We start from the raw sequence: 16,156 nt of genomic DNA, 5'->3' as shown, positions 1-16,156 counted from the left end.
TGGCGCAGAGGCACGATCAGGCTGCAGTCAGGCGCTCATGAACCTGTTGACGAACTCCGTGCGAGCCTCTGCGTACCAGGGCGGCTCGGCCGGCCAAGGATTGAGGTTGGCCAGCGAGTCGCCCGGATAGGCTTCGGCAAAGTTCTTTCTGAACAGGTCGCCGGAATGGTCCTCGGCGCCCAGAACGGCCGAGTTGTAGCCATGCTCGGCGCTCGCCTTGCCCGCGGGCTCGGCGCGGAACGCGAAATCGATGAAGGCGTAGATCTGGTCGATATTCTCGGCGCCGACCGGGATGGCCATGCCGTCGACCCAGGCCAGCGCCCCTTCGACCGGGGCTTGGTAATGCACCGGCTCGCCCGCCGATTTCAGCGCCAGCGGTGGTCCGTCCCAGGTCTGCCCGACGACGATGCCCTGGTTCAGCAGACCGTTCTTCTGGGTGTCGGCGTCGTTCCAGATCAGCTTGATGCGATCCTTGCGCGCGATGCACCAGTCGGCCACCTGCCCCCAGACCTTGCGCATGGTTTCCTCGTCATCGTAAGCGGCCCAGATCGAGCCCGGTTCCATCTCGCCCGAGGCTTCCATGTACAGGCCGGCCGCCAGCATCATCGAATGCGCGCGCCCCATGGTCTTTCCTGCATTCTCTTCGGACCAGACATCTCCGTAGGACGGGGCATCGCCGGCAGGCAGCCACAGGTCGGTGCGATAGGCGATGCCCTCGGTGCCCCAGATGTGGGGCAGCCAGTGGGTACCGTTGCGACCGAAATTCCAGGCGTCGGTCCCGATCTTGACCATGGCCGGGTTGACCCTGTCGACCGGCACCCGGTCCATGTCAAAGGGCTGCAACAGTTCCAACTGCTCCCACTGCTGGGACCGCATGTGGGTCGGCGACACGATGTCAAAGCCCTGCCCCTTGGCAGCCTTCATCGTGTCGATGATATCTTCGTTCGAGCCGACTCCGGTGTGGTTCACCTTGATGCCGGTTTCGCTTTCGAAGGCTTGAATGAACGAAGACGGCAGGTAATCGGACCACATCAGAATGTTGATCTCTCCCGATGATGCCAGAGCGCCGCGCGAATACAGCGGCGACGCCAGAACGGCAGCCCCCGCGCCCTTGAGCACAGAACGCCTGTCAAGCACTGGTTTTTCAGACATTTTCTTCTCCCGGATGGGCCAAGTGTACGCTCTTTTGCTCCTGGAGGTGAAGCCTTGCGGCGAGGTTGGTTCTCCTGAAGCGGCAGTTTTGAAGAATTGCGGCTCCAGTTTCGCGAGACCGGTTTGCGCGGTGGAGCAATGCAGCGCGGCCCGCAAATCCGGCGCCGGTCAGAGCGCGGCCTCGAAAAGGCCGGCCAGGTTGTCCTCGGTCAGTTCGATCGGATTTCCACCGCAGGACGGATCGACGATTGCGCCTTTGACCAGTTCGGGGATTGCCTCCTTGGTCACGCCCAGATCGGACAGCTTGCGCGGAATCCCAAGGGAATCGTTGAACTCCTGCACGAAGGCCCGGAACCCGTCGAACCCGCCCGAAATGCCCAGATAGGCTGCGGCAGCTTCGAGCCGGTCGGCGATCGCGGGGGCGTTGAACTCCAGAACCGCGGGCATGCAGACGGCATTGGTCGTGCCGTGATGGGTGTTGAACACCGCGCCGATCGGATGGCTCATGGCATGGATGGCGCCCAACCCCTTCTGGAACGCGGTGGCCCCCATCATTGCCGCGCTCATCATCTGGGCGCGGGCCTCGATATCGGAGCCGTCCGCATAGGCACGCGGCAGATACTCCTTGACCAGCCGCATTCCCTCCAACGCGATGCCCTGGCTCATCGGGTGGTAATGCGGGCTGGAAAAGGCCTCGACGCAATGCGCAAAGGCATCCAGGCCGGTACCGGCGGTGATGAATTTCGGCATGCCCACGGTCAGTTCGGGGTCGCAGATCACCACGGCCGGCAGTACCTTGGGGTGAAAGATGATCTTCTTGGCGTGGGTTTCCGAATTGGTGATGACGCTGGCGCGCCCCACTTCCGAGCCGGTTCCGGCCGTCGTCGGCACGGCGACGATCGGCGCGATGGCGTCGGCGTCCGCGCGGGTCCACCAGTCGCCGATATCCTCGAAATCCCAGACCGGCCGTGTCTGCCCGGCCATGAAAGCGACCATCTTGCCCAGATCCAGCCCCGAGCCGCCGCCAAAGGCGATCACCCCGTCATGATCGCCCGCCTTGTAGGCGGCCACGCCGGCTTCGAGGTTCGTTTCGTTCGGGTTGGGGTCCACGTCGCTGAACACCCCCCGGCCCAGCCCGGCAGCCTCCATGATTTCCAATGCCTGCGCCGTTATCGGCAGGCCGGCCAGGCCGCGGTCGGTCACCAGCAACGGTCGCTTGATCCCTGCTGCCGCGCAGGCCTCGGGCAATTCCCTGACCCGGCCCGCGCCAAACTTGATCGCGGTCGGGTAAGACCAGTTTCCAACCAAACTCATGTTTCAACCTCTCGACTGACGGATGACGCCGGATCAGGCCCGCTCGAATCCACGGGCGATTTCCCAATCGGTGACAATGCGCTCGAACTCCTCGATCTCGACCTCGGCGGCGCGAACATAGTGGTCAACCACGCCGTCACCCAAGGCCGTGCGCAGCATCTCCGAGCCGTGGAGCGCGTCCCGCGCGTCTTTCAGCGTGCCCGGAATTTGCCCTGTCTCGCCCCGATAGACATCGCCGGTGGCGGGGGGCGGCAACTCCAGCGCCTCTTCGATTCCGGCGATCCCGGCGGCCAGCATGGCGGCGGTGGCCAGATAGGGGTTCATGTCCGATCCGGGTATGCGGCATTCGATCCGCACCGCACTGGTCCCCTCGCCACACAGACGGAAGCCCGCGGTGCGGTTGTCCACCGACCAGACGACCCGCGTCGGCGCGAAAGTGCCTTTCATGAACCGCTTGTAGCTGTTGATGTAGGGCGCCAGGAAACAGGTATAGTCGGCGGCATATTTCAACAGCCCCGCGACATAGCTTTTCATCAGCGCCGACATGCCCAGATCGTCCCGTGCGTCGTGGAAAGCGGGCGCGCCATCTTTCCACAGTGACTGATGGACGTGGCAGGAACTGCCGACCTTGTCGTGATGCCACTTGGAAAGAAAGGTCACCGCGTGCCCGTTCTGCCACGCGATCTCCTTGATGGCGTTCTTCGCGATGGTGTGAAAATCCGCCGTGTCCAGCGCCGGAGCATATCTGATGTTCAGCTCTTCCTGCCCGGTCTCGGCCTCGCCCTTGGTGTTTTCCACCGGAATCCCCGCATTCCACAGATGGTTGCGCACCGGGCGCATCACATGTTCTTCCTTGGTGGTCTGCAGGATGTGATAGTCCTGATTGTAGCCCGAGATCGGCGTCAGATCACGGAACCCTTCCCCGCGAATCTGGTCGAAGCTCTTTTCGAACAGGAAGAATTCCAGCTCGGTCGCGACCATCGCCTCAAAACCCATCGCCGCAAGCCGGGCGACCTGCTTCTTCAGGATGGCGCGGGGCGAGTGCGGAACTTCCTGGTGGGTGTGGTGGTCCAACACATCGCACAGCACCATCACCGTGCCATCCAGCCAGGGAACCGGACGCAGCGTTTCGAGATCGGGTTTCATCACGTAGTCGCCATAACCGCGTTCCCAACTGGTCGCGGCGAACCCGTCCGGCGTGCCCATCTCCAGATCGGTCGCCAACAGGTAGTTGCAGCAATGGGTTTCGTTCCATGCCTCCGCCACGAAATGACCGGCGTGGAACCGCTTGCCCATCAGACGCCCCTGCATGTCCACGAGGCAAACCAGGACCGTGTCCACCTCGCCTGCGGCCACCTGTTTCTTGAGCTGCTCGAAACTCAGCACTGCACTCACGATTTTTCCCTCCCTGTTCCCGACACCGTTCGCGGCATCGCAAACCTGCGTCTGACCTTGGCGCCGTTTCCACCTCTGCTGCCCGTTGCGAAAGGCTCAATGCCTCGCCTCCTCTTCATGGCGGTCGCGCATTTCCGGCAGATCCTCGATCAGCCTGGTCTCAAGCAACTGGCCATTCCGATAAAGGATGGGATAGGCCACAGAGGCAATATGGCTGTTGAACTCGCGGAAGGCGCGCAGCGTTTCCAAGTGGATATCGCTCGTCTCCAGGCTTTCCGCAGAGCCACGTTGCAGCCGCTTGAGATGCCGCTTGCGGCTGTCCCGCTCGGCCCGCTTGATCTCGGTCTTTTCCAGGCTCAAAAGGCGCGCGCTCTCCAGGTCGTCGGAAATCAGCACATTCGCGGCCAGCCTCATATTGGCCAGAATGCTTTCATGCATTTGGACCAGCTCTGCCCAACCTTCCCTGGAGAACGACAAACCCTTCCTGCGCATCTCTTGGGCCAGAACCGTCAGCCGCTTGGCCACGACGTCGCCTGCCGTCTCCAGACGAATGGCGTATTCCATCATGTCGCGTGCGATCCGGCAGTTTTCCTTGCCGAACTCCTCGGTCGGGATGGCGGCAACGAACTCCCTTACGCCGGCCAGACAGGAATTCACGTCCTCATCCATGGCCTGCACCGCCCTGATCTGAGCCTTGTCGCCGCTTCGATACAGCTCCAGCGACGGGCGGAACATGCTCTCGACCAGATCGCTCATCCTGAGCAGCTCACGCTTGAGGCTCGACAACGCCTGGCTGGGGCTTCCGATATTGCGCGCATCCAGAGCGCTCGCCGGGCGGTCGGGCCGGGCCGCCGCCTCTCCTGCCGCATCCGGCAAGAGCCGTTCGAACGGGGCCTGCAGCCGGCCACAGAACGGAAGCGCAAGGATCAGCAGGGACGCATTGAACGCAAGATGCGCGTTGACCAGCATCTGCCCCCCTTGGAGGTCGCCCAACCACCCCGAGGTCAACGCCGCGTTCGCGGCAAACAGAACGATCACCGCCCAGGCGCCACGCAATGCCAGGTTGGCATAGGGAATGCGCCGCGCGGACACATCCATCCCTCGCGTCAGCCAGACCGGGATGAATGCAGACCCGCAATTGGCCCCCAGCACCAGAGACAACCCGGCGGCAAACGGGATTGCCCCGATCTGAACCAGCGTCACGCACATCAGGATCGCTGCGACCGAAGAGTGCATCACGAAGGCAAGCGCGCCGCCCACCAGAAAGGCGGTCACATAGTCCCGCGCCAGATAGTCCGCTATCGCCGGCAGAAATGCGCTGTCGCGGATCGGGTCCATCGCTTCGCGCAGAAAACGCAGCGAGATGAGGATGAACGCCACCCCCATCAGAATGCGGCCAAGCTGCCGGGTCTTCTTTGCATCTGTCTTGACGAACAGATAGCCGCCCACGGCAAGCAGCACCGGGACCAGCCAGTCCAGCCTGAAGGACAGGATCTGAATGATCAGGGCCGATCCCAGATCGCCTCCCAGGACGATTGCCAGACCGGTCGGGAAGCCCAGCATCCCGCTGGCGGCGAAACCCGACGTCAGCAGAGCCACCGCGGCCGAGCTTTGCAGCACGATCGCCATGGCGACACCGACCGCCGATGCCCGCGCATGGCTGCGCTGCCCGGTCATCACCCTTTGGAACGATGCGCCATAGCTCCGCTCGATCCCGGTGCGCACCATGCGCACGGCATAAAGCAGCAACATGGTCGCCCCGGCCAGGCTGACAAGAAAGCTGATGATCACCATGCCACCACCCTCGCACAGGAACCGACACCTGTCTGCCGAGACGCCATGGCGCTGACGAGTCCCTCCCCCTCGCGTCCCGGCAATATCATCGTCACAAGCCGCGGACGGCCGGACGCAGGGACGGGGCAATCAGTCGTGGGCATCTCAGCGTTCCTCCCCAGTCGCCAGATTTGTCTTGATCCCCCATTTCTTGAGAGAATCCGCCAATGCACCCTTGGGTTTCCTGTCAGTAACCAGATCATGAACCCGCCGGGGATCCGGCCCGTGATATGGCGCGGTCTCTCCGAACTTGAAATGCACTGCTGCAACCAGCACCCGATCGGCACTTTCCACCACAACCGACGCGAGGTCCGCCTCTGCCTCGCTCAGATACAGAAACCCCCTGCGGGCCGAAATCGCGTCAGTGCTCAGAATCGCAAGATCGAAAACATATCGCTGCGCCTGCCGGTGGGCGACATGGCCAAAGGTTCCACGTTCGTCGCCCTGCATTTCGCCGCCCAACAGATGCACCCGGTTGCCGTTGACGCCCGCCAATATCTGCGCGACCCCGATCGAGTTGGTCACGACCGTCAGGTTGCCGTGTTGCCGCAACTCTTCGGCGACGAACGCGGTGGTCGATCCCGCGTCCAGAAATATCGACATGCCGTCCCGCACCTTCCGACCCACCGACCCCGCGATGAGACGCTTTTGCTCTGAATGCTGCGAGATACGCCTGAAAAAGCTGGGGCCGCTCTGCGTGCCGGCCAGATAAGCCCCGCCATGCACCCGTTCGACCGCACCCGATTTCGACAGCGCCTTGATGGTCCGGCGAACGGTTTCCTCGGAAACATCCAGCGCCTTTGCAAGATCCGAATTGCGTGCGGTCCCGCCCAGCCTGCGCAGGACATCCAGAAGTTCCAGCTCACGATGCGTGCGCGATGACCGGTTTTCCACAAATTCCACCGAAATTCCCAAATACTCCCACAAATAGGCGCATATTCCGGTCAAAAATCAAGGGCTTTTGCGATCCAGAGGCGTGGCCTCGACCGGATCACGCGGGAGTTGGAACCTTTTTTTTCGCCGTTCGACGGAGCCTTTCGCGAAAGACCGGACAGCCAGCGCTCCGACGAGAGAAGACCATCGCCGAGTTCGGGACAACACCGTCGGATGCTCTGCCCCGCACAGGTTCTTCAGGTCGGCTCCTTGCGGCGCGCTTCGGCCGGCTTCTTGCCTCTGAACAGAAATTCTGGGGCATCGCCGGGCGCCACGGAGTCCAGAATGCCCTGCACGACCGAGTGTTGGGGCGATTTTCGGCACACCGGGTCGGTCACTCCTGCGTCTCCAACCAAGGCCATCGCCTGACAGCGGCAGCCGCCGAAGTCGATTTCCTTGCGGTCGCAACTCTGACAAGGTTCGGGCAACCAGTCAGTGCCGCGATATGCATTGAACGCGGCGCTGTCATACCAGATCTCGGCCAGCCTGCGTTCGCGGACGTTGTCGAAGGTCAGGTGCGGAATGCTCTCGGCCGCGTGGCAGGGCAGCACGGTTCCATTCGGCGTCACGTTCAGCCCGGCCGAACCCCAGCCGCCCATGCAGGCCTTGGGATAATCCGCGTAGTAGTCCGGCGGCACGAAATCGAAGGCCAGAATACCACGCAGCCGGGCTTCGGCCTCGGCCACGATCCGCTTGGCGGTCTCGGTCTGCTCGCGGGTCGGCAGCAGCTGCGCCCGGTTGCGTGTCGCCCAGCCATGAAACTGCACGCAGGCAACCTCGAGCCGCCGGGCACCGAGTTCCACGGCCAAGTCGATGGTCTGCTCCAGGTCATCCAGATTGTGCCGGTGCATCACCGCGTTCAGTGTCAGGGGAATCCCGCGTTCCTTGATCTCGGCGGCCACCTGCATCTTGCGGTCGAACCCGCCCTTGTAGCCGCCGATCCAGTCAGCCAGACCGGCATTCGTTCCCTGCAGCGACAACTGGATGTGATCCATCCCCGCCGCTTCGAGCGCATCCAGACGCCGCGGCGTCAGCCCGATCCCGCTGGTTATCAGGTTGGTGTAAAGCCCGGCATCCCGCGCGGCCCGCACCAGTTCGACGATATCCGTGCGCGAGGCCGGCTCCCCCCCCGACAGGTGCAACTGCAAGACGCCCAGATCGGCGGCCTGCCGGAACAGGTCGGCCCAAACCTCGGTCTCCAGTTCGTCTGCCCGCCCCAGCAGCTCGGTCGGGTTCGAGCAGTATGGGCAGGCCAGAGGGCAGCGGTGGGTCAGTTCCGCCAGCATGGCGATGGGCGGTGGGACGGTCACGGCTTCACCCCCAGAAACATCCGCGCCCTCAGCCCGACCATGAAGCGTTGGACATCCTCGGAAATCTGCGCCTCGGGCGCGTCATAGGTCGCTGCCAGATCGGCCACGATCTCGGCGAAACTGGCCGCCCCCGTCACCCGGCCGAGGATCGCGTCCCCGATGGCATCCAGCGCGATGGCCTTTTCCGGTGCCAGCAACACCCTGCCGCCCCTGACCCTGTCCTCGACCACGCGCACGCCGCGCGGAAGATAGGGACGATCGGTTGGAGCAAGGACAAGGTTCATGCCATCCCCTCGCCCGGTCGCCACGCCCCCGGCGGAATGCGCCCCGGCTCGACATAGGCGCCCCACAGCGCATCCAGTTGCGCCCACAGCACGTTGGTCTTGAAGATCAGCGCCTCGCAGGCCGCGTCCTCCTTCTCGGGCGTGTCGGCATGTTCCAACACCCAGGCCAGCCCGAATTTCACGTCCTTCGGCGCCTCGGTCAGACGCTTGCGGAAATAGGACAGGCTTTCGGTATTGGCGAAATCGTAGTGCTTCAGCATCCCCTCGATGCGGCGTTCGTGGATCGAAGGCGCAAACAGCTCGGTCAGCGACGAGGCCACCGCCTGCAACAACGGCATGTCGCGGACGTAACGCACATAGGCGTCCACCGCGAATTGCGTCGCCGGCAAAACGCCGCGGCCGCTGGCCACATAGTCGGGATCCAGCCCCACCGCCTCGGCCAGTTTCAGCCAGCGCCGGATACCGCCGCCCTCGTCAACTCCGCCATCATGGTCTTCGATGCGGCTGCGCCATTCGCGCCGCATCTGCGGATCGTCGCAACGCGACAGAAAGGCCGCATCCTTCATCGGGATGGCTGCCTGATAGGCCCAGCGGTTGATCACCCAGGCCCGCACCTGGTCCGGGGTGCAGCGCCCGTTGTGCAGCATGTCGTGAAAGGGGTGCTTGTCGTGATACCGCTCGGCGCCGATCGCGCGCAGCCTCTGTTCCAGCGATCCTGCCTTCGGGTCGTGCGCATTCATGTCGCGATCTCCATTCCGTCGGCGGCCACCGTCCAGCCATGCGCATGGACATACGCGCGCTCGGGGCTGTCGGGCTGCCAGACCGGGTTGGTGTTGTTTATGTGAATGAACGTCTTGTTCGCCTTGAGACCGGCCAGCCGGGCAATCGACCCATCCGGCCCGCTGATCGAGATATGCCCCATGCGCCTGCCGGTCTTGACCCCGGTGCCCGAGCGGATCATCTCGTCATCGCTCCACAACGTGCCGTCGAAAAAGATCTGGTCCGCATCCGCCAGGGTGGCCAGAAGGTCGTCCGTCGCGTCAGCACAGCCGGGAATGTAATAGGCCACCTTGTCCCCGTCGCTCAGGCGCACGCCGACGGTCTGCTCTCCGACCAGATCGGTCTGAACCTCCTCGCCCTCCATGAAAAGCGGCACCTTGCCCGGAACCGGGAAAACCTCGGCCTCGAGCCCCGGAAGCAGTTGGAAAGCACGCTCGAGCATGATGCGCTCGCGCGGCACCATTTCGGCGCTCACCGCATCGAACACCCGGTTTTCAGACAGAACGCCAAGTATCTCGGACGTCGCAATCAGAGTGAACGGCGTCTGCTCGCGCAGCGACAGCAACCCCGCGATGTGGTCGATGTCCCCGTTCGTCAACAGAACCGATGCAATCGGCGTGTCGCGCAGTTCCCTTGGATGCATCGACGGGCAGGCCGTCAACTGCGCCCTGATGTCAGGAGAGGCGTTCAGGACGGCCCATGCGTTCCCGTCCAATGACACGGCCAGCGATGACTGGCTCGCCGATGCGATCTTGCCGCTGCGCGCGTCCCTGCAGTTGGGACAGCCACAATTCCACTGCGGCAGTCCACCACCAGCCGCAGCGCCAAGAACCAGAAATCGCATGGCCGCGACCCCTCAAGTCGCGGATCAGAACAGGTCGCGCTCGTACTCGCGGCCTTCGTCCTCGGACGGTGCGTACATGTTGATTTCCATGCCGCAGTTCACTTCCTTCAGTTTCGGTGCTGCCCAGGCCATTTTCATCCTCCGCTGGCTAGTTTGGGTGGTGGCAGTCTAACAACGCGCCCCCCTCGTGCGAATAGGTCTTTGGTCGTAGAGTCACGCTGCGACCAAGGTCGAATAGGACCGAAACGCCACAGGCGTTTAGTCTCGCCCCATGCGCGCGCTCATTTCAATGGTTGTTTTCTGGCTCTTCGCCGCGCTGGCACAGGCCGCGCCGCTGGAACGCGACGCCTTGGCCCAGCTTATCATGCCGCCCTTTTCGCTGGGAGAGCCTCTCAACGACAAGGGTGTCTACAGCCTGCTGAACTCTGGTGGCGCCGAGGCCGGCTATGTCTTTGAAACCGAACCGCTTGCGCCCCTGCCGGGCTTTTCCGGTGCCCCGATCAACGCGCTGGTCGTGCTCGACCTCGAGGGCAAGTTTCTCGACGTCCGGCTGATCGAACACAACGAGCCGATCTTCGTGTCGGGCCTGGGCGAAGCCCCCTTCCACAAGTTTTTCGAGCAATATGCCGGCCTGTCGATATCGTCGTCCATCGTGGTCGGCACGCCCTATGGCGACGGCAGCGCGGGCGGTTCTCTGGTCTATCTCGACGGCGTCTCCAAGGCCACGGCCTCGGTCCGCATCGCCCACGAATCGGTGATGGCCGCGGCCCTGGCGGTGGCGCGCGAAAAGATGCAGGGAATCGCGACCAGCCCGCCGGCCCATCCGAACCCCGAGCATGACGAGGCGCTGTCATGGTCGGATCTGCTGGAACAGGGGCTTGTCACCCACAAGACGGTCAGCAACGCCGAAGTCGATGCCGCCTTTGCCGGAACCCTTTGGGAGGACGACGACCCGGAGGCCAGGGAAAACCCGGATGCGCCCTATCTCGACCTGTGGATCGCCGACCTTGGCCCGCCCTCGATCGCGCGTGCGGTTCTGTCGGAAGACGGCTATGCCGAGTTGCAGGAGTTCCTGACCATCTCGCCGGATGACGAGCCGATCCTTGTCATCGAAACCGCCCGGCACGGCCTTGTCAGCCCCGACTTCGTGCGCAACACCTCGCCCGACTGGCTGTCGGCCGAGCAGGACGGGCTGCCGGTCGCCCTGCGTGACAGTGACCTGTTCGTCGAGCTGTCGCCGGACCTGCCGGAGGCGTTGCACCAGGGAACGGCGATGATCCTGCGCACCGATCGCCGGCTTGGGTTCGACCCGGCCCGACCGTGGGTGCTGAACGTCGCGGCGGTGCGCGAACATGGCATGTTCCAGCCCGAAAGCGGCTCGGTCACCCTCAGCGCAGAACACTCCACCGACGAGAGATTTTTTACCCGGCCGGGCGTGGTGGAGCCCGTGCCGCCATGGCAAGAGGCGCTGCGGGCGCGACAGGGCGACATGATCGTGCTGTCCATCTTCTTGCTGGGGCTGACGGGCGGCCTGCTGTTCGCCCAGAACCCGCTGGCCGACAGCCGCGCCTTCACCCCGCTGCGTCTGCTGATCCTTGCCTTCGTGACCGTTTTCATCGGCTGGTGGGGACAGGGCCAACTGTCCATCGTGACGGTGCTGGGCGTGATCCGCACCGCGGCCGAGGGCGGTAGCTTTGCCTTTCTGGTCTATGACCCGTTCTCTCTGCTGATCTGGGGCTTTGCCATTCTCGGTTTCGTTCTTTGGGGCCGAGGTTATTTCTGCGGTTGGCTGTGCCCGTTCGGAGCCTTGCAGGAATTCGCCAGCCATGTCGGCCGGGGGCTGCGCCTGCCGCAGATCGAACCCTCGCCGAAATGGGACACCCGGCTGAAATGGCTGAAATATGGTCTCCTGGCCGGTCTCGTCGCGGTCGTCTTCGTTTCGCCCGACCAAGTGGACAAGGCCGCCGAGGTCGAACCCTTCAAGACCGCCATCACCACCCATTTCGCCCGCGAATGGTATTTCGTGGCCTACGCGGCGTTCTGGCTGGTTGCAGGGCTGACCCTGTTCAAGGGGTTCTGCCGCTATGTCTGCCCGCTGGGCGCGGTGATGGCGATCGGGGGGCTTCTGCGCGGCCGTTCGTGGATCGCGCGGCGCGTCGAATGTGGCAGCCCGTGCCAGCTCTGCCGGGTGAAGTGCAACTATCATGCCATCAAGAAAACCGGCGAGATAGACTATTCGGAATGCTTCGGATGCCTGGACTGCGTGTCCATCCACAACGATGACACCCGCTGCGTGCCCCGCATCCTCGCGGCGCGCCGGGGCGCCAGGCAACAGGCTGCGGAATAAGCCCCCTGTTCGAGCCACAAGCCTTGTGAATGTCTCCTAGCGCAGTTCCGGCGGCCGGAAACTCAAGCCGTATACGGCGAATATTTCCGCGATGCGCCCGTCCTGGATGCCGGCGAAAATCGCGTCTTCGACCGCATAGGCCAGCGGACGATAGGCGAAATGCACGGCGACACCGGCTGTCCATGTGCTGACGCCAAAGCCCGGCAGCGGAGGGGTATGTATCGAGATGCCCTCCACGCGCCCCGCCTCGAGCTGCGCCAGCGGCCCCATCGCCGCCTTGGTCTCGCCCCTGGCCAGCGCCTCCATCGCCGCTTTCGCGGTGGGATAGCGATGCGTGTTGCCGCTCAGCTGCCCGCCGGGAAAGGCGGACAGGTAGAAATCCGCGATCGAGTCATTCTCGACCGCAACCGTGTCGAACCGGAAATAGGCCGGAACCGGCGGATCGTCGGGATAGGCGTCTTCGCGATAGGCGATCGCGATTTCCTCGACGTGATACTGGCCGGTGAAAACCACCTGTTCGACCCGGCAGGCAAACTCGCTGTCATAGGGAACATGCAGCATCACGTTGGCCACGCTGCCACCGACCACCGGCCCCCTCCAGACCCAGTTGCGCAGATCGGCCTGCAATTCCTCGCCCGCCGCGACCAGGGTGAACCTGGGTTCCACGCCCAGTTCCTCGGCAATGAGCCGACCGATCTCGATATCCACGCCCTTGATTTCCCCACCCTCCTCATAGGACCAGGGCGGAAAATCCTCGTAGGCCGCAAAGGTGATGAAGCCGCGCTCCTGTATCGTGTCGAGATCCTGCCCAACCTGATCGCGTGAAACGTTCTGGGGCTTGGCCTGGGGCACATGATCCTCGCACCGGGCCGTGGCAAGTTGCGCCGATGCCCCGAGCATCGCCAGCGACAGAACCAGACCGGGAAGTGTTTGGGTCATGTGCCTCCGATCAAATTCTCAGTTGGCGGCCGACAGGCCGATCGTCAGCGCCTCGGCTGCGGCTTCGAAATCGGGGTTGTCGCCGGAAATCAGGTTGGCCGCGCGAAACGCGACGCTGTCGGCAACTGGCGCGCCCGAACCGGTCGACACCCCTTCCGCGATCTGCGCAAGCTCGGCCTGCAGGGCCGCCGCATCGCCCGAGGCGCCTCCGGCCATTGCCTGCAGTTCATCGCGGATCTGCAACAGGCGCGGTGTCACGTCATCCAGTTCACCATCGTCGGGGCGCGTTTCGATATAAGTGCGAATTGCCCAGGCGGCCTTCTGGCCCAGCAGCTCCCCGAATGCCGGCATCTTGGTGATGCCGTTCTGGGTGTACCCGCTGCGGAACCGTTCGACATACCATTCGTCGCCATATTCTTCCGCTTCGAGATAACGCAGATCAGGCGCCAGACCGCCCGACACCGCGCCCAGACCATGACACCGCGCGCAGTTCTGGTTGTAACCGCTGTCACCGATCTCGATCGCCGCTTTCCAGACCTCTTCGCCCTGGTTGCGATAGGGGTTCTCGATCAGCCATTCCTCACCCACATCCGGCAGCGCGTCGGTATTCATCGGCTGCGGGGCCACGTCGCCATGCGCGTGTGCCATCGAGGTTGCAACGATCAGGCCAAGCGAGGCCAGGGGCAATCTGAACATAATGTCCTCCCGGTGGTGAGTGTCTGGACAAGTATCTACCGGAACCCACCTATTGGTTCATACGAGACTTAAGTTTGAAATCCTCCTTTTCGCCATACTACCTTGGTCCAATGGCGGATGCCACGAACCGGCCACTAGGTTGGAAAAAACATGCATATTCATGGGAGGAAACGTGCATCGTCTCGGGCTGTTCATCGCCGGGTTGGCCCTGACCGCTCAGGCGGCATTCGCCGACCTCAACGTGCCTGTGGTGTATCTCAGGCAAGAGGTGGACCGCCCCCCGACCCTTTCCAACCTCGATCCGATCCCCGACGATCTGGGAGAGATGGGCGCGCGCCTTGGGCTGGCCGACAACATGACGACCGGCTCCTTTCTGGGGCAGACCTACGAGTTGGATACAATATCGGTGCCGGTCGGCGGAGACCTTCTGGAGGCCGCGCGTTCGGCGCTGGCGCAATCACCCTTCCTGATCCTGGATGCGCCAGCCTCGGATCAGACCCGGATCGCCGACCTTCCCGAAGCGCAATCGGCGCTTCTGTTCAACGCATCCAGCGCCGACAACGCCCTGCGGGACAAGGATTGCCGGGCCAACCTGCTGCATACCCTGCCGTCATACCAGATGCGCAGTGATGCCCTGATGCAGTTTGCCCGCACGAAACGCTGGGACGCGTTGACGCTGATCGCCGGCAGCAGGCCGGACGACATGGCCTTTGCCGATGCGCTGCGCAACAGCGCGGCCAAGTTCGGCATGAAGATCGCTGCCGAAAAGACATGGGCTTTTGATGCCGACATGCGCCGCAACGCCGCGCAGGAGGTGCCGCTGTTCACGCAGGATCTCGGCAAATACGACCTTATGCTGATCGCCGATGAGGCGCAGGATTTCGGCCGTTACATCGCCTACAACACCTGGTATCCGCGCCCGGTTGCCGGGTCCGAGGGGCTGGTGCCCACCGCATGGGCTCCGGTGGTCGAGCAATGGGGCGCGGCGCAGCTGCAGTCGCGCTTTCAGGACCTCGCGAACCGCGCGATGCGCCCGCGGGACTACGCCGCCTGGGCCGCGATGCGCAGCATCGGCGAGGCCGTGACCCGCACCACCTCCGCCGACCCCGCCACGCTGCGCGCCTTCATGCTGTCGGACGGGTTCGAACTGGCCGGGTTCAAGGGCCGCCCGCTGAGCTATCGAAACTGGAACGGCCAGCTGCGCCAGCCCATTCCACTCGTCACCCCGCGCGCGCTGGTCGCCCAGGCGCCGCTGGAAGGCTACCTGCACCAGCGCACGGAACTGGACACGCTCGGCCTCGACGCGCCGGAAAGCGCCTGCGCCGCCTTCCGGTAACCAATGCAACGGAGACATCTCATGCACCGTCTGATCCCCCTCCTCTCGGCGCTTTCCCTGTCCGGCCCAGCGCTGGCTGCCGAAATCTGGGTGACCAACGAAAAGGACGACACGATCAGCGTGATCGATATCGGAACGCTGGAAGTGGTGCGCACCATCCCCACCGGAGAACGCCCACGCGGGATCACCTTTTCCAAGGATCACTCGCGCGTCTATATCTGCGCCTCGGACAGCGACACGGTGCAGGTGATGGACCCGGAAACCGGGGAAATCCTGCATGACCTGCCGTCGGGCGAAGATCCCGAGCAGTTCGTGCTGCATCCCAACGACCGCCACCTCTACATCGCCAACGAAGATGACGCCGTCACCACGGTGGTCGATACCGAAACCCGCAAGGTGATCGCCCAGATCAATGTCGGCATCGAACCCGAGGGCATGGCCGTTTCCCCGGATGGCAAGATCGCCATCACCACCTCCGAGACCACCAACATGGCCCATTGGATCGACACCGAAACGCGCGAGCTCTTCGCCAACACCTTGGTCGATGCACGCCCCCGCCATGCCGAGTTCACCGCCGGTGGGTCCGAGCTGTGGGTCAGCTCGGAAATCGGCGGCACCATCACCGTCTTTGACACCGCCACGCAGACCGAGAAGGGCAAGATCGAGTTCGAGGTCAAGGGCGTGCATCCCGACCGGGTTCAGCCCGTCGGCTTCGAATTCACCACCGACGAAAAAACCGCCTTCGTCGCACTCGGCCCCTCGAACCACGTTGCCGTGGTCAATGCCGAAACCTTGGAAGTCGAGGACTACATCCTCGTCGGCCGCCGTGTCTGGCACATGGCCTTTTCCCCCGACAAATCGCTGCTCTTCACCACCAACGGCGTTTCGGGCGATGTCACCGTGATCGACGTCGCCAAGCGCGAAGCCATCAAGTCGATCAAGGTCGGCCGCTTCCCCTGGGGCGCGGCGCTGCGCCCCTGATCCGGAAACACG

15 protein-coding genes are annotated in these 16,156 nt (G+C 63.5%); 3 read left to right on the top strand and 12 right to left on the bottom strand.

From position 1 onward, the window contains the following. Positions 1–27: 27 nt before the first annotated feature. The 10 genes from AVO45_RS08540 to pqqA form a co-directional block, all read right to left on the bottom strand. Positions 28–1,152 (bottom strand): extracellular solute-binding protein, encoded by a 1,125-nt coding sequence (locus AVO45_RS08540; RefSeq protein ID WP_068345922.1) that lies wholly within the window; start codon positions 1,150–1,152, stop codon positions 28–30. 168 nt (positions 1,153–1,320) lie between these two features. Beyond that, positions 1,321–2,466 (bottom strand): iron-containing alcohol dehydrogenase, encoded by a 1,146-nt coding sequence (locus tag AVO45_RS08535; RefSeq protein WP_068345920.1) that lies wholly within the window; start codon positions 2,464–2,466, stop codon positions 1,321–1,323. Between the two features lie 33 nt (positions 2,467–2,499). Then, positions 2,500–3,852, bottom strand: coding sequence for a glutamine synthetase family protein (locus AVO45_RS08530; protein WP_068345918.1), 1,353 nt, complete (start codon positions 3,850–3,852; stop codon positions 2,500–2,502). Positions 3,853–3,957: 105 nt separating this feature from the next. Beyond that, the gene (locus tag AVO45_RS08525) at positions 3,958–5,655 is read right to left on the bottom strand and encodes a Na/Pi cotransporter family protein (RefSeq protein WP_068345916.1); all 1,698 of its coding nucleotides are present in this window, start codon (positions 5,653–5,655) and stop codon (positions 3,958–3,960) included. A 144-nt stretch (positions 5,656–5,799) separates the two neighbouring features. Beyond that, positions 5,800–6,597, bottom strand: coding sequence for a DeoR/GlpR family DNA-binding transcription regulator (locus AVO45_RS08520; RefSeq protein ID WP_338055965.1), 798 nt, complete (start codon positions 6,595–6,597; stop codon positions 5,800–5,802). A gap of 227 nt (positions 6,598–6,824) precedes the next feature. Beyond that, positions 6,825–7,937 carry a pyrroloquinoline quinone biosynthesis protein PqqE gene (gene pqqE / locus AVO45_RS08515; protein WP_082688726.1) on the bottom strand — a complete coding sequence of 371 codons (1,113 nt, stop codon included), beginning with the start codon at positions 7,935–7,937 and terminating at the stop codon, positions 6,825–6,827. After that, a complete protein-coding gene (pqqD, locus tag AVO45_RS08510) occupies positions 7,934–8,221 on the bottom strand; it encodes a pyrroloquinoline quinone biosynthesis peptide chaperone PqqD (RefSeq protein ID WP_068345912.1) in 288 nt (95 codons plus the stop codon). The genes pqqE and pqqD overlap by 4 nt, the downstream gene beginning before the upstream one ends. Continuing rightward, a complete protein-coding gene (pqqC, locus tag AVO45_RS08505; protein WP_068345910.1) occupies positions 8,218–8,961 on the bottom strand; it encodes a pyrroloquinoline-quinone synthase PqqC in 744 nt (247 codons plus the stop codon). The genes pqqD and pqqC overlap by 4 nt, the downstream gene beginning before the upstream one ends. After that, positions 8,958–9,845 (bottom strand): pyrroloquinoline quinone biosynthesis protein PqqB, encoded by an 888-nt coding sequence (gene pqqB / locus AVO45_RS08500; protein WP_068345908.1) that lies wholly within the window; start codon positions 9,843–9,845, stop codon positions 8,958–8,960. Before pqqB ends, pqqC begins: the two co-directional genes overlap by 4 nt. 24 nt (positions 9,846–9,869) lie before the next feature. Beyond that, positions 9,870–9,977 carry a pyrroloquinoline quinone precursor peptide PqqA gene (gene pqqA, locus AVO45_RS08495; RefSeq protein ID WP_068345907.1) on the bottom strand — a complete coding sequence of 36 codons (108 nt, stop codon included), beginning with the start codon at positions 9,975–9,977 and terminating at the stop codon, positions 9,870–9,872. Positions 9,978–10,116: 139 nt separating this feature from the next. Here pqqA and AVO45_RS08490 point away from each other — a divergent pair, with 139 nt between their 5' ends. Then, positions 10,117–12,192: a 4Fe-4S binding protein gene (locus AVO45_RS08490; RefSeq protein WP_068345904.1), complete on the top strand. Its 2,076-nt coding sequence runs from the start codon at positions 10,117–10,119 to the stop codon at positions 12,190–12,192. 36 nt (positions 12,193–12,228) lie between these two features. Here the strand turns inward: AVO45_RS08490 and AVO45_RS08485 are convergent, their stop codons facing one another. Next, positions 12,229–13,131, bottom strand: coding sequence for a substrate-binding periplasmic protein (locus AVO45_RS08485; RefSeq protein ID WP_068345902.1), 903 nt, complete (start codon positions 13,129–13,131; stop codon positions 12,229–12,231). A gap of 18 nt (positions 13,132–13,149) precedes the next feature. Further along, entirely contained in the window at positions 13,150–13,827 is a 678-nt protein-coding gene (gene pedF / locus AVO45_RS08480) for a cytochrome c-550 PedF (RefSeq protein ID WP_068345900.1), read from the bottom strand. A 160-nt stretch (positions 13,828–13,987) separates the two neighbouring features. On the opposite strand from pedF, the gene AVO45_RS08475 reads away from it, so the two are divergent. Together AVO45_RS08475 and AVO45_RS08470 are read left to right on the top strand one after the other, a co-directional pair. After that, positions 13,988–15,163 (top strand): ABC transporter substrate-binding protein, encoded by a 1,176-nt coding sequence (locus tag AVO45_RS08475; RefSeq protein WP_068345898.1) that lies wholly within the window; start codon positions 13,988–13,990, stop codon positions 15,161–15,163. 21 nt (positions 15,164–15,184) lie between these two features. Further along, positions 15,185–16,144 (top strand): YVTN family beta-propeller repeat protein, encoded by a 960-nt coding sequence (locus AVO45_RS08470; RefSeq protein ID WP_068345896.1) that lies wholly within the window; start codon positions 15,185–15,187, stop codon positions 16,142–16,144. Positions 16,145–16,156 lie beyond the last annotated feature (12 nt).

Source organism: Ruegeria marisrubri (genome assembly GCF_001507595.1).
GTDB lineage: Bacteria > Pseudomonadota > Alphaproteobacteria > Rhodobacterales > Rhodobacteraceae > Ruegeria > Ruegeria marisrubri.
Note: the sequence above shows the minus strand (reverse complement) of the source record. Positions and strands in the feature narration are given on the sequence as shown.